This window comes from Kribbella sp. NBC_00359, assembly GCF_036097425.1.
Classification (GTDB): Bacteria; Actinomycetota; Actinomycetes; order Propionibacteriales; family Kribbellaceae; genus Kribbella.
Genome location: NZ_CP107975.1, coordinates 3,681,925 through 3,694,610, shown reverse-complemented (window position 1 = coordinate 3,694,610; position 12,686 = coordinate 3,681,925). Strand labels below are relative to the sequence as shown.

The 12,686-nt window shown below is 69.7% G+C and carries 14 protein-coding genes; 10 read left to right on the top strand and 4 right to left on the bottom strand.

The window, feature by feature from the left end; genetic code table 11:
- Nucleotides 1-50: 50 nt before the first annotated feature.
- From OG876_RS18075 to OG876_RS18065, 3 genes are all read left to right on the top strand, one after another.
- On the top strand, nucleotides 51-1,049 hold the full coding sequence (locus OG876_RS18075) for a LacI family DNA-binding transcriptional regulator (protein WP_328526047.1): 999 nt from the start codon (nucleotides 51-53) through the stop codon (nucleotides 1,047-1,049).
- Between the two features lie 624 nt (nucleotides 1,050-1,673).
- On the top strand, nucleotides 1,674-2,297 hold the full coding sequence (locus OG876_RS18070; RefSeq protein ID WP_328526046.1) for a hypothetical protein: 624 nt from the start codon (nucleotides 1,674-1,676) through the stop codon (nucleotides 2,295-2,297).
- Between the two features lie 24 nt (nucleotides 2,298-2,321).
- A complete protein-coding gene (locus OG876_RS18065) occupies nucleotides 2,322-3,140 on the top strand; it encodes a TrmH family RNA methyltransferase (protein WP_328526045.1) in 819 nt (272 codons plus the stop codon).
- Nucleotides 3,141-3,143: 3 nt separating this feature from the next.
- Here OG876_RS18065 and OG876_RS18060 read toward each other — a convergent pair whose 3' ends face one another.
- On the bottom strand, nucleotides 3,144-3,938 hold the full coding sequence (locus OG876_RS18060; RefSeq protein WP_328526044.1) for a class I SAM-dependent methyltransferase: 795 nt from the start codon (nucleotides 3,936-3,938) through the stop codon (nucleotides 3,144-3,146).
- A gap of 227 nt (nucleotides 3,939-4,165) precedes the next feature.
- On the opposite strand from OG876_RS18060, the gene OG876_RS18055 reads away from it, so the two are divergent.
- A complete protein-coding gene (locus OG876_RS18055) occupies nucleotides 4,166-4,918 on the top strand; it encodes an isocitrate lyase/PEP mutase family protein (protein ID WP_328526043.1) in 753 nt (250 codons plus the stop codon).
- Here the strand turns inward: OG876_RS18055 and OG876_RS18050 are convergent.
- Entirely contained in the window at nucleotides 4,894-6,174 is a 1,281-nt protein-coding gene (locus OG876_RS18050; RefSeq protein WP_328526042.1) for a bifunctional transcriptional activator/DNA repair enzyme AdaA, read from the bottom strand. The two genes, OG876_RS18055 and OG876_RS18050, sit on opposite strands and share 25 nt — an antisense overlap.
- A 124-nt stretch (nucleotides 6,175-6,298) precedes the next feature.
- On the opposite strand from OG876_RS18050, the gene OG876_RS18045 reads away from it, so the two are divergent.
- Genes OG876_RS18045 through OG876_RS18030 form a run of 4 tightly spaced genes read left to right on the top strand, consistent with a single transcriptional unit; the run spans nucleotide 6,299 to nucleotide 9,004 of the window.
- The gene (locus OG876_RS18045; RefSeq protein ID WP_328526041.1) at nucleotides 6,299-6,835 is read left to right on the top strand and encodes an AAA family ATPase; all 537 of its coding nucleotides are present in this window, start codon (nucleotides 6,299-6,301) and stop codon (nucleotides 6,833-6,835) included.
- Between the two features lie 36 nt (nucleotides 6,836-6,871).
- Complete coding sequence (locus tag OG876_RS18040; RefSeq protein WP_328526040.1) at nucleotides 6,872-7,555, top strand: RraA family protein; 684 nt, start codon at nucleotides 6,872-6,874, stop codon at nucleotides 7,553-7,555.
- Nucleotides 7,552-8,433, top strand: a complete 882-nt coding sequence (locus OG876_RS18035; protein ID WP_328526039.1) for an aldo/keto reductase — start codon at nucleotides 7,552-7,554, stop codon at nucleotides 8,431-8,433. The genes OG876_RS18040 and OG876_RS18035 overlap by 4 nt, the downstream gene beginning before the upstream one ends.
- A gap of 43 nt (nucleotides 8,434-8,476) precedes the next feature.
- Nucleotides 8,477-9,004 (top strand): hypothetical protein, encoded by a 528-nt coding sequence (locus OG876_RS18030; RefSeq protein ID WP_328526038.1) that lies wholly within the window; start codon nucleotides 8,477-8,479, stop codon nucleotides 9,002-9,004.
- On the opposite strand, the gene OG876_RS18025 is transcribed toward OG876_RS18030, so the two are convergent.
- Nucleotides 8,979-9,881 carry an LLM class flavin-dependent oxidoreductase gene (locus tag OG876_RS18025; RefSeq protein WP_328526037.1) on the bottom strand — a complete coding sequence of 301 codons (903 nt, stop codon included), beginning with the start codon at nucleotides 9,879-9,881 and terminating at the stop codon, nucleotides 8,979-8,981. The two genes, OG876_RS18030 and OG876_RS18025, sit on opposite strands and share 26 nt — an antisense overlap.
- Before the next feature lie 92 nt (nucleotides 9,882-9,973).
- Between OG876_RS18025 and OG876_RS18020 the strand changes: the two genes are divergently transcribed.
- On the top strand, nucleotides 9,974-10,399 hold the full coding sequence (locus tag OG876_RS18020; protein ID WP_328526036.1) for a MarR family winged helix-turn-helix transcriptional regulator: 426 nt from the start codon (nucleotides 9,974-9,976) through the stop codon (nucleotides 10,397-10,399).
- On the top strand, nucleotides 10,399-11,094 hold the full coding sequence (locus tag OG876_RS18015) for an alpha/beta fold hydrolase (protein WP_328526923.1): 696 nt from the start codon (nucleotides 10,399-10,401) through the stop codon (nucleotides 11,092-11,094). The genes OG876_RS18020 and OG876_RS18015 overlap by 1 nt, the downstream gene beginning before the upstream one ends.
- On the opposite strand, the gene OG876_RS18010 is transcribed toward OG876_RS18015, so the two are convergent.
- Nucleotides 11,066-12,661: a purple acid phosphatase family protein gene (locus OG876_RS18010; protein WP_328526035.1), complete on the bottom strand. Its 1,596-nt coding sequence runs from the start codon at nucleotides 12,659-12,661 to the stop codon at nucleotides 11,066-11,068. The genes OG876_RS18015 and OG876_RS18010 overlap by 29 nt on opposite strands.
- Between the last annotated feature and the right edge of the window lie 25 nt (nucleotides 12,662-12,686).

Genomic DNA, 12,686 nt, shown 5'->3' with positions numbered 1-12,686 from the left:
GCGGTCCGACTGCGCTACTGTTTCCGGAAAGTTCGGAAAGGAGTTGCCGGATGGCGTCACGCGGCCCCTCGCTGCCCCGGATCACGGATGTGGCCACGCTGGCGGGTGTGTCGACGAGCACCGCGTCGAAGGCCCTGAACGACACCGGCCAGCTCCGCGAGGAGACCAGAGAGCGGGTACGGCGAGCCGCCGAGCAGCTCGGATTCACACCGGACAGCCGGGGCCGGGCGCTGTCGTCCGGCCGCAGCTTCACGGTCGGGCTGATCACCACCGACAGCTCCGGCCGGTTCAGCATCCCGATCATGCTCGGCGCGGAGGACGCGCTGAGCGCCGGCGAGATGGCGCTCGTGCTGTGCGACACCCGGGACGACCCACTGCGCGAGCAGCACTACCTGCGCTCGCTGGTGTCGCGGCGGGTGGACGGGATCATCGTGACCGGTCGCCGGACCGAGGCACGCGCGCCGATCGACGTACCGATTCCGGTGGTCTACGCGTTCAGTCCGTCGACCGATCCGGCCGACACCTCGGCGGTCGTGGACGATCACGGTGGGGCGGGGTCGACGGTGCGACATCTGCTCTCGCTCGGTCGGCAGCGGATCGCGCACGTGACCGGACCGGCGACCCATCAGAGTGCGCGGGCTCGCGCCGCGGCGACGGTCGAGACGGCCGGCGACGCGCTCGCCGGCGAGCCGATGCATGGCGAGTGGAGTGAGCGATGGGGTCGGCACGCGGTCGACGTCCTGCTGCGCACGACACCTGATCTCGACGCGATCTCCTGTGGCAGCGACCAGATCGCGCGAGGTGTCTGCGACCGGCTGCGCGAGCTGGGCCGCTCGGTGCCCGACGACATCGCGGTCACGGGCTACGACAACTGGTCCGTGATGGCGCTGGCCAGCAGGCCTCCGCTGACCACTGTCGACCTCGAGCTCGAGGAACTCGGGCGCCGTACCGCCAATCTGTTGCTGGACGCGATTGCCGGATCGCCGCATCCCGGCCTGATGGAGTTGCCCACCCGCCTGGTCACCCGGGAGTCGACGCTCGGTACGTGACACCGGATGGTCGCCCGTTCGTCCGCCGTTGGTTGCCCTCGCTGGCTAGATTGACTCAGGTGCTGCGCAAGCTCCTGATCGGCGTAGCGGTGATCGCCACGATGGTGGCGGGGGTGGGCACCGCACGCCTGGTTCTTCCCCGGACCGATCCCACCCGCGGCGTGGTCAAGCAACTGGCGTTCCTGCGCGCCCCAGATCGAGGGCGGCGCGGACCACGCAGCCCAGAAGCAGTTCCCGGAGGGGTACTTCTTCCTCAACGCGCTCTACGGACTGACCTGGGTCCAGGTCGGGCTCGCCGATCCCGACCGGTCCGTCGACGCGACCGCCGAGGCGCGCTGGGCCCTCGACCGGCTGCGGTCCGCGGACGGGACCGGCCCTTTCGACGCGTCGCTCCAGCCGGGGTACGGCGTCTTCTACGCGGGCTGGACGAACTGGCTGCGCGGCGGACTGATCGCCCTCAAGCACTCCGACGCGGCCGAGATCGAGGAGTTCACCAGCAGATCGGTCGAGATCGCCACCGCGTTCCGGACCGCGAGGACCCCTTATCTCCAGTCGTACCCGGGCCAGGCGTGGCCGGTCGACTCCGCCGTCGCGATCGCCTCCCTCCGCCTGTACGACGAACTCGTGGCACCGCGGTTCGGCCGGATCGCCACGAACCGGGTGGCAGCGGTGAAGACCAAGCTGGATCCGGCGACCGGGCTGCTGCCGCACCAGGTGGCCCCGGAGCCCATCGGAGCGCGGGCGTCGTCGCAGGGCATCATCCAGCGCTTCCTGGTGGACATCGATCCGGTCTTCGCGCGAGCGCAGTACGAGCTCTTCCGGGACAAGTTCGTGACCGGGGTCGGCGTACGCGAGTATCCGAAAGGTGTGGGCGGCAAGGGCGATGTCGACTCCGGGCCGTTGATCCTCGGGCTCAGTCTGTCCGCGAGCGTGGTCGCGATGGGCGCGGCCCGCGTCCAGCACGATCCGCTCGCGGACCGGCTCGCCAGGGAAGGGGACCTGCTCGGTCTGCCCCTCACCGGCCTCAAGACGAAGCGCTACCTGTTCGGGACACTGCCGATCGGCGACGCCTTTCTCGCCTGGTCCGCCTCCGCCCGGCCTCTCGTCGCCGACGACGACCAGCCGAAACTCGACGGCGACTCATACTGGTGGCGTCTGCCCTGGTTGCCGATCATCTGGCTCCTGCCCCTGATCCTGTGGGGTCTCGTCCGGTTCAAGCGCCGCCGAAGACGGCGGCGAGCGCACTGAGACGGTCCGCCGTAGGGTGGGGGCGTGCAGCGGATCTCGGCGCGGAATGCCCGGTTTCAGGTGTGGCAGGCGTGCCTGACCAATCGGACCAAGCGGCAGCGTGCCGGGGAGTTCCTGGTGCAGGGAGTACGCCCGATTTCGCTTGCTGTGGACAACGGGTGGCCGGTGCGGACGGTCATCTCCGATGCCTCGCGGCCGTTGTCGCGGTGGGCCCAGGAGTTGTTGCAGCGGTTGCCCCGCGTCGAGCGCGTCGCGATGGCGCCGGAGCTGGTGGCTGAACTCGGCGAGAAGGACGAGACGGCGCCGGAGCTGATCGCGGTGCTCGAGCTGCCGCCGGACGATCTGGAGCGGATCGAGGTCGGGCCGGAGTTTCTCGGGGTCGTGTTCGACCGGCCGACCGGACCGGGGAACATCGGGTCGATCATCCGGTCAGCCGACGCCTTCGGCGCCCACGGCGTGATCGTCACCGGGCACGCGGCCGACGTCTACGATCCGAAGGCGGTGCGCGCGACGACCGGGTCGCTCTTCGCGGTTCCCGCCGTACGTGTGCCGTCGCATCGTGAGGTGCTCGACTGGGTCCGGCGGTCCGCGGTCCCGATCGTTGTCGTGGGCACCGATGAGCACGGGTCGGTGGACGTGTTCGACTTCGACTTCACCCAGCCGGCCCTGGTGCTGATCGGGAACGAGACGAGCGGGTTGAGCGCGGCGTGGAAAGAGGCTGCGGACCAGTTGGTGCGGATCCCGATCACCGGCTCAGCCAGCTCACTCAACGCGGCCAACGCGGCGACCGCCGTCCTGTACGAGGTCTCCCGCCAGCGCTCCCATTCGTCCAGGATTCGGTAGCTGTCATGCAGTGCAGAGCAGTTCGCTGTGGAGGATCGAGATCCAGCCGTCGGGGCTAGCTGCCCAGGTCTGCCAGGCCTTGGAGATGGCGGTGAGCGTCTCCTCGGGGACGCCGGCCGCGCGGGACTGGTCGGCGAGGGCGGACTTCAGGATGCGGTCCGCCCACATCCCACCCCACCAGGCGCGATCCTCGTCGTTGGCGAAGGTCCAGGTGGTCGCGGTCGCGTCGACTTGCTCGAAGCCCGCCGCCAGTGCCCACGACAGCAGTCGCCGGCCGGCGTCCGGCTCCCCGCCGTTCGCGCGAGCCATCCGCTGGTACAGCGCCATCCACTCGTCCAGTTCGGGCAGCTCCGGATACCAGACGAAGCCGTGGTAGTCGGAGTCCCGGACGGCGACGATCCCGCCGGGCTTGCAGACCCGCCGCATCTCCCTCAGCGCCTGCACCGGATCCGCGACATGCTGCAGGACCTGGTGTGCGTGCACGACGTCGTACGTGTCGTCCGGAAGATCGAGGGCGTGTACGTCGCCGACCGCGAACTCGACCTGGACGTCGAGCTTGGCGAAGGTCGCTCTGGTGATGTCGAGCGCCGCTTCGCTCGCTTCCAGCGCGGTGGTCCGGCCGGGCTCGACCAAGCGGGTCAGGTCGGCGGTGATGGTGCCGGGACCCGCTCCGACGTCGAGCAACGACATGCCGGGCCGAAGATGGGGAAGCAGATAGCCGGCCGAGTTCTCCGCGGTGCGCCAGCTGTGCGAGCGCAGTACCGACTCGTGGTGGCCGTGCGTGTACACGTTGTTCATCCTAGGCTCCTTTGCCCCTTGCCGACAGGATCCACGCTAGCGCAGGATCTTGTTGTGTGAGACATATCGTCTCGAATATTGGACCGACGGAGATGGCCGAATATGGCCAGACCCGGGGTGGTCCAGCGCTGCAGTCTTGAAGGGCTGAAGACAGACCTCAGGAGGAATCAAGTGCTGGCAAAGGTGTTTCCGATCAAGTTGAAGGACCACGAACTGCTGGTGAGCCTGTGACCACGCAGACCGACCTGGCCCGGCGGCTGCGCACGCTGCACACACAGCCGCCGCTGGTCCTGCCGAATGCCTGGGACGCCGGCTCGGCGCGAGCGATCGAGGCCGCGGGTGCCGCCGCGATCGCCACGACGAGCGCCGGCGTCTCCTGGGCCGCCGGGGTGGACGACGCCGGCGGCCTGAACCGTACGACGGCGATCGCGGCACTCCGCGCGATCTGTGCTGCCGTGTCGGTCCCGGTCACCGCCGACATCGAGGCCGGGTACGACGATGTCGCGGCCACGGTCGCGGCTGTCCTCGAAGCCGGTGCCGTGGGCATCAACCTCGAGGACAGCACGGGCGGCGTGCTCGACGATCCCGCGGTTCACGCCGTCCGGATCGCGGCAGCGCGCGCCGCAGCAGTTGCTGCAGGCATCGATCTCGTGATCAACGCCCGCACCGACACGTACCTGTTCGGCGACGGCTCGGGCACGGCCGACCGAGCCAAGGCGTACGCCGAGGCCGGCGCGGACGTCCTGTTCGTGCCCGGCGTCGTCGATCCATCGACCATCGAGCAGCTCGTGAAGGAGTCACCGCTCCCCCTCAACGTGATGGTCGGCCCCGGCGCACCGACCGTCGCCGAACTGACCGCGCTGGGCGTCACCCGGATCAGCGTCGGCCCCGCCATCACCACCGCCGCCTATGGGTTGGCGACGGCCGCGGCGAAGGAACTGCTGTCGAGCGGCACCTACGAGTCGCTGAGCATCCGGTGAACGGCGGCCAGCGAGCGCCACGGTCGTAGTCGCTCGGCGTCGTCGTCGAACGGCCAAGCGTCCCGAGCACCAAGCCGCAACGCCACGTGGTGTGCGGCTTCGATGCTGACGCCGGGCACCGCTTCCAGCGAAACGATCAGCGCCTCGGCGTCCTCTCCGCCGTCCAGCACGATGTTGCCTGCAGCAACTTCCTGCGCGAGCGGGCCGATCAGCTCTGCCTCGGTCAGGACCTGCGGACCCGGGAAGGCGTGGGTGAGGCTGTGGCCGAGACCGGGGACGGGCATCCCGTGGACTTCGACAAGCTTGTGGAGTACGTCGTACGCAGCGTCGCGTGGGAGCTGGTCGCGGACGACTGCCTGGACGGCGGCCTCGAACGGGCCCCAGGCGCCGGGGACGCGGACGCCGGGGCGGTCCGCGATCAGTGGGCCGATGACCGGGTCGCCGGACAGGAGAGTCTTCGCGAGGACCGGCTCGGCGTCGAGCCCGACCAAACGGGCGGCGCGGTCGACGACGTGGATGACGCCTTCCCAGTAGGGCAGATGTGCACGCAGGAGCAGGTGATCCGACCCTCCCGGGCCGATCTCGAGCAGCCCAGGGTCGCCGTCCAGTGCGATCGTCCGCCGGTAGATGCCGTCCTCGACCGACTCCACTCCCGGGATCGCGTGCTCGGCGAGGAACGCGCTCATCGCGTCCCAGTCGTACGGCGGGGTGTACGGCAAGCGCAGTACCAGACCGCCGTCGGCGACCAGGCGATCAGTCCGCCGCCGGCGGTCGCGCAACTCGCGCGGGCTGGCGCGGAACACCTCCCGCATGGCGCGGTTGAACTGCCGCAAGCTGCCGAAGCCGGCGGCGAACGCGATGTCCGCGATCCCGAGCTCGGAGTCGTCCAGGAGCCGCCGCGCGAAATGCGCCCGGCGGGAGCGGGCGAACTGGTCAGGCGTGACGCCGAGGTGCTCGTGGAACATCCGGCGCAGGTGCCGCGCCGACAACCCCAGCCGTGCACCCAGCGCCGCCTCGCCCGACTCGTCCAGCACGCCGGCGATGATCAGCTGCACCGCGCGGCAGACCAGCTCGGGCGCGTCGTCCGCCACCGTCCCGGCCACCCGGTACGGCCGGCAGCGCAGGCAGGCGCGATACCCGGCGGCCTCCGCGGCGGCGGGCAGCTCGAAGGTCCGCACGTTCTCCGCGAGGGGTTTCGCGCCGCAGCCCGGGCGGCAGTAGATCCCCGTCGTACGCACGGCCGAATACGTCGTCATCGATCCACTGTCACCTCCGCCCCACGAGGAGTCCGGCCACATCCGGACATCACGTTAACCACCCGCACCGACAGTTCCTGAACGTTCGGTGGAGATCGCGGGCCGGGGTCGCTAGGGTGCGGCGGTGCAGTCGAAACCGATGGTGGTTGTGGTGAGTGGTCCGCCGGGAACCGGGAAGACGACCCTGGCGCACCGGGTAGCGGCCGCGATCGGGTGCCCGGCGATCTGCCGGGACGAGATCAAGGAAGGCATGGTGCACGCGACCCCAGGGTTCGTGCCCGGGCCGGGCGATCCACTGACGATGCGGACGCTGTCGACGTTCTTCGACGTGATCGGTCTGCTGGTCGGCCGCGGTACGACGGTGGTCGCCGAGGCCGCGTTCCAGGACCGGTTGTGGAACCCAGGTCTGGCCCCGCTGCTCGGTCGAGCCGACGTCCGCATCCTGCACTGCACGGTCCCGGCCGAGGTCGCGCTGGCCCGGATCAACGCCCGTACGACGACCGACCACCGCCGGGCCGCTCACGAGGACGCGCAGATCAGCGCCGAGGCCCGGATGCGGACCCACAACGCCTTCCAGCCGGTCGACCTGCCGGTCCCCGCGCTGACCGTCGACACCACCACCAATCCACCACTCGACGGGATCCTTGCCTTCCTGTCCTAAGGTCGGTGGCGGGCATTCGATCGAGAGGGGTTGGGGATGCTGGGACGGTTCGCGGAGTTGACCACGGCGCATCTGGCGGACGCCTGCGTCCGGGCTGGGGTGCCGGTACGCACGGTGTCGTTGACGGCCGTGGCCGGCGGCCGGGTCGCGGGGCGGGTGCTGCCGGCGCAGCACGTGGGCAGTGTCGACGTGTTCCTGGAGGCCTTCGAGTCCGCCGAGGAGGGCGACGTACTGGTCGTGGACAACGGCGGCCGGCGGGACGAGGCGTGCGTCGGTGACCTGGTCGCCCTCGAAGCCAAGACCGCCGGCGTCGCGGGCATCGTGATCTGGGGCCTGCACCGCGACACGGTCGACATCACCGCGATCGGCCTTCCCGTCTTCAGTCTCGGCGCGCTGCCGACCGGACCGCTCCGCCTCGACCCGCAGCCGGCCGATGCGTTGTCCACAGCAACGATCGGCGAGTGGACGGTGACCCGCGAGGACGTCGTACTCGCGGACGAGGACGGCGCGATCTTCGTCCCGGCCGACCGTGTCGAGGAGCTGTTCGGGCTGGCCGAGTCGATCCGGGACGCCGAGCACCACCAGGCCGACGCGATCCGCGCCGGGCGGTCGCTGCGCGAGCAGGTGAGGTTCGCCGACTATCTGGTGGCGCGCGCCGCCGACCCGTCCCTGACCTTCCGCCAGCACCTGCGCCGAGTCCGAGGAGCGATCGAAGAATGAGTGCAGCCGCCGCCGGTACCTGGAGACTGGGCGACGTCACCGTCAACCGGATGGGCTTCGGCGCGATGCGGATCACCGCGAATCCCGATCGCTCGGTAGCGATCGGCGTACTGCGGCGGGCGGTGGAGCTCGGCGTGAATCACATCGACACGGCGGCGTTCTACGTGTCGCCGGGCGGGACGCTGCGGGTCGGCGACGGGCCGGTGCGGTACGCGAACGAACTGATCCGTGAGGCGCTGGCGCCGTACCCGGAGGGTCTGGTCATCACCACCAAGGTCGGACCGGGCGAGGACCCTGACCGTGGTTTCTACCATGCGACGACCGCGGCCGAGCTGCGCACGCAGATGGAGACGAACCTGCGGCAGCTCGGCGTCGACTGCCTCGACGTCGTCAACCTGCGGATCATGAAGAAGCCCGGCGCGGACTCGATCGCCGACCGCTTCAGCGCGCTCGCGGACCTGCGCGACGCCGGGCTGATCCGTCAGCTCGGGGTGTCGAACGTCCGCGCCGACCACGTCGACGAGGCGCTCGCGATCGCACCGGTCGTGTGCGTCCAGAACAGTTACGCGATCGACCTGCGCGGCGATGAGGACGCGCTGATCAAGCTGTGCGCGGAGCGGGATATCGCCTATGTGCCGTTCTTCGCGATCGCCGCCGGTTCCCGCGAAGGCGGAGCCGAGACCGACCACTCCGACGCCATCCAGGCGATCGCCGACAGACGCGACGCCACACCCCAACAGGTCCGCCTCGCCTGGACCCTCCACCAGGGCCCCAACGTCCTAGCCATCCCCGGCACCGGCAACCCCCATCACCTCGAACAAAACATCGCCGCCGGCACCCTCCACCTGTCCCCCGAAGAACTCGCCAGCTTGAACTGATCCCGCCGTAAGCTGAGCGACCAGCTGATTTCGGGGGGAACTCATGCGAAGGCGCATCGTCATCGCCGGGCTCGTCGTTGCGGTCCTGCTCGCCATCTGGCTGATCGACAATCGCCAGGGCGCGGCGCTCGACGTGGGCGACGGCAGCATGACGATCGGTTCGCCGCTCGTGGGCAAGGCCGACTTCTACTTCCTGGCCCCAGCGCTCGAGAGCCGCAGCACGATCGAACTGGTCGGCATGACTCCGGAGATCGCCGAGCCCGGCTTGGAGTTCGTAGACGCGCGGATCTACAGGCGGGAAGACTTCCTGGGCGGCGTGCCAGCTAGTTGGACGACGAGCAACGGCGACTCGTCCAACCCGACGAAGCTCGCCTCCGCTCCACTCGCCGGATACAAGTTGACTGGCGAGCAGCGCAAGGAGGATGTGGTCCTCCTGCACCTCCGGGTGACCACCGATCAGCGCCCGCTGAACGTCACTGCCGTCCGCGTCACCTATCGGAACGGCTTCCGGGAGCACACCCAGGCGATCGACGCCAAGTACCAGGTCATCGCACCTCGACGGGCTGGGTGATTGCGGTGCGGATGGCGGGGACTACTTCCTCGGACCAGCGGGCCAGTTGGGTTTCGTATGGGTCGGAGCCGCGGGGGAAGAGGGTGAAGCCGGCGGCGTTGTGGTTGAGGATGGCGTCGGTGAGTTCTTCGGTCCACTGGGCCGGGGAGCCGCCGATCCAGCGGCCGTCGGCGTCGCGGGTACGGCGTACCGGGGTTGCGGTGATCGCGCCCGGGAAGTTGTAGATGGTGGCGACGTCGGAGGGTTTGCGGCCGACCGAGAGCGCTGCCTCGTCGATGATCGGGCGGGACCAGCGGTAGCGGTCGCTCAGCCAGTCCGCGGCGTGGCCGGGGATCCAGCCGTCCGCCTGGCGGCCGGTCGCGGCGAGCGACTTCGGGCCGTTCGAGCCGGTCCAGATGAGCGGCGCGGCAACTGCGGCCGGTCGGAGGTCGCCGATCGGGTAGTGCTTGGTCGGGGCCGGGCGGCCGCCGTCGGACATCGAGCGGACCAGCTGCATCGCCTCCTCGAAGGCCTCGACCGCCTCGGCCGGGCGCAGCTCCGGGACGCCCATCGTGGTGATCCGGTCCCACGCTCCCCCGGCGCCGAGGCCGAGGACGAACCGCCCACCGGACAACGCCGACAGGGCGGACGCCGTACGCGCGAGCACCGGGGCCGGACGCAACGGCAGGTTGGTCACGTTGACGAAGGCCGACAGCCGCTCGGTCCGGCCGAGGATGAAGGCAATCGCCGCATACCCGTCCAGCATGTCGGCGACATACGGGTGATCCGACAGACTGACGTGGTCGAGCCCGCCGCGGTCGGCCCGCTCCACGAGCCGCAGGATGGCAGCCACGTCGCGGAGCTTGTCGGGTGAGCCATATCCGAACTTCACGGTCATCGCAGTCCTCCAGATAGTTCGTACATCTAAATAGTAGTACCACGAACTGTTAGACCTGCAAACTATCCGGCTGCCGGACTATCATGGCAGACATGGCGACGACGACGGCACGGGATCAGGAGCTGGCCGGGGCTCTGGTCCAGACGATGCATCGGCTACAGGACCTGCACGCCGAGACCAGCCGGCCGCTCGGCCTCACTCCGCAGCAGGCGCACCTGCTCTGTGTTCTCCTCGGCGGCCCGCTCGGCATGACCGAGCTCAGCCGGATCCTGAGCATCGAGCGCTCGAGCCTCACCAGCATGGTCGACCGCCTGGAACGCCGCGACCTGGTCATCCGGACCGCCAACCCGGCCGACCGCCGCGCCAGCCACATCGAGCTCACCCCCGCCGGCCGGTCCTTGGCCCACGACGCGCACAACGCCGTCGTCGACCGCATCGAAGCACTGACCTCCGACCTTCCAGCAACCGCCCGCCGGACTCTCACGACCACGCTGCAGACGATCCTCGCCCGAGCTTGATGCAGTACCAGTACGTCGCCCTGCACGACGCCCGGATCGCCTACCGGGTGAGTGGTACCGGCCCGGCGCTCGTACTGATGAAGAACAACCGCCGCCCGCCGGACTACCCGGTGGCCGAGGAGTTGTCCCGGCGGTTTCGCGTGCTGCAGATCCACCCGGTCGGATTCGGCGCAAGCGACCGGCCGGAGGGCTACGACTCCGGCAGCATCGGCGAGCAGGTGCTGGCGGTGCTCGACCACGAAGGTATCGACCGCTTCGCCATCTGGGGGTTCTCGCAACCGGCCGCGATGTCGGCGGTCGTCGCCCGGTCGACCGGCCGGGCCGCCGCGCTCGTCATGGGCGGTTTTCCACCGATCGGCTCACCGACCGACGGGGAGATGCGCCGGATGGAGCGGGAGCCGCGGTTGCCCCGGCCGCCGTTGGAGTTTTGGCGTCACCATCGCTCGTACGACTGGCACCACGAGCTCAGGTGTTTCTCCGGTACCAAGGTGGCGTACATGGGCACGGCCGACCCAGCGATCCGCCGCCTCCGCCGCCTCAGACCCGTGCTGGAGGGGATCGGCTTCACGTACCTGGAGTTCGATGGCCTCACCCACGCCACCTGCGGTCTGGGCGACCCGTCGTCGAGCGGCCGACGAGTCGCCGAGACCGTGGTCGACTGCCTGCTCAGTCGCGGCGCGGGCGGTGGAGAGTGAAGGTCTCGAAGGTGGACAGGTCTCCGTTGGGGCCCAGTACGTCGTAGTAGGTGACCTGCATCGTGGTCTGGCCGCCCCGCCGGCCGGGGTCGACGGTGAAGGCAGCGAAGCCGTAGGGATGCGCGGCGTTGCGGGCGGCCGACCAAGGAGCGGGTTCCTGGACGTAGACGGGCGGCCGCTTCCCGGTCGTAGGGTCGGGCGCGCCGACGGACGTGATCACGCGGCAGGCCGGCGGGTTGAAGAGCACGCCGTTGGAGCCGACCGACGTACCTCCACCGCCGATCACCATGTGCACCGTGCCCTTCGACGTGTCCACGACGTCCGGGCGGGTGGCGGTCGGGATCGGGGTGAGCGTCTGGTTGGGCTGCTGGCCGCGGATCGGGTGCGAGCGCTCGTAGTGGTGTTCGTGTCCGCAGACGACCAGGTCGACGCCGTACCGGTCGAACAGCGGCACCCACTCCTGCCGGATGCCGAGGTCGGCGCCGTTCGCCTGGTCTGCGCTGCTCACCACGACCTGGTGCATGCAGACGACGATCCAGTCGATGTCGCGGTTGGCGCGGGTCGTCTTCAGCTCCTTCTCGAGCCACGCCTTCTGCGCGCCCTGGGAGTAGCCGCGGACGTAGCTGTTGCCGCCGTCCTGGTAGCAGACGTCGTCGTTCGCCAGGCTGATCACCCGCACCGAACCGACCGTGAACGCGTACCAGAGTCCGCGCGTCACGTCCGTCTGTCCCGGCTGCCGAGGCAGCGCGAAGTACGTCTGGTACGCCTCGTACCCGATCGGCCCGTTGCCGAGCTCGTTCTCGTGGTTGCCCGCCGACGGCATCCACGGGCGGTTGCGTGCGCTGCGGGTGTTGTTCTCCCAGAAGTCGTTCCAGGTCCGGACGCGGTCGTCGGCCAGGTTGGCGTAGCAGAGGTCCCCGTTGAACAGGTGGAACAGCGGCCGCACCCGCTCCACCCCGGCGGTCACGTCGCCGGCCGCCGGCGAGCCGAGGTTGTCGTTGACGAACGGCGGGTTCGGGATCGTCACGCCCGGCGGTGGCACGTACCGCTTGCCCAGCGTCGGCGTCCCCTGATCGCCGAAGCTGGTGAAGGTGAACTTCGCCCGCCCCTTCGGAGCAGTGTGGAACGTCCCGAACTCCGCCTCGGCGCCGTCGTGTACGGCGGCGTACACGTACTCCGTCGCAGGCCGGAGCCGGCCGGCGCGAGCGTGGTGGACGTACACGATCTGCCCGGACTTCGCGTCGGTGTAGTTGCTGGTGGCAGCCGTGACGGTCCGTTCGAAGCTCCCGTCCGGACCACCGAGCAGTACGCGCGGCCGTCGTACCGGCTGGCGACTGTGCCAGGAGACGACCACCTCCGCCGACGCGTCCACGCCGAACTGTAGGTGCAGCCCACCGACCAGAGGCGTCGTGATCGGATCGGCAGCCGGCGCGGACTGCCGTACGGGCGCGGCCTGCGCCGGCACGGTAGCGAGCAGTGATCCACCGGCGACCCCGACCGCAGTGGCAGACGCGAGAAACCCACGTCGTGAGAAGTGCGACTCGAACAGCTCTTCGTCGTCAATCACTCCACCACGCTGGCTGCCGCAGGTG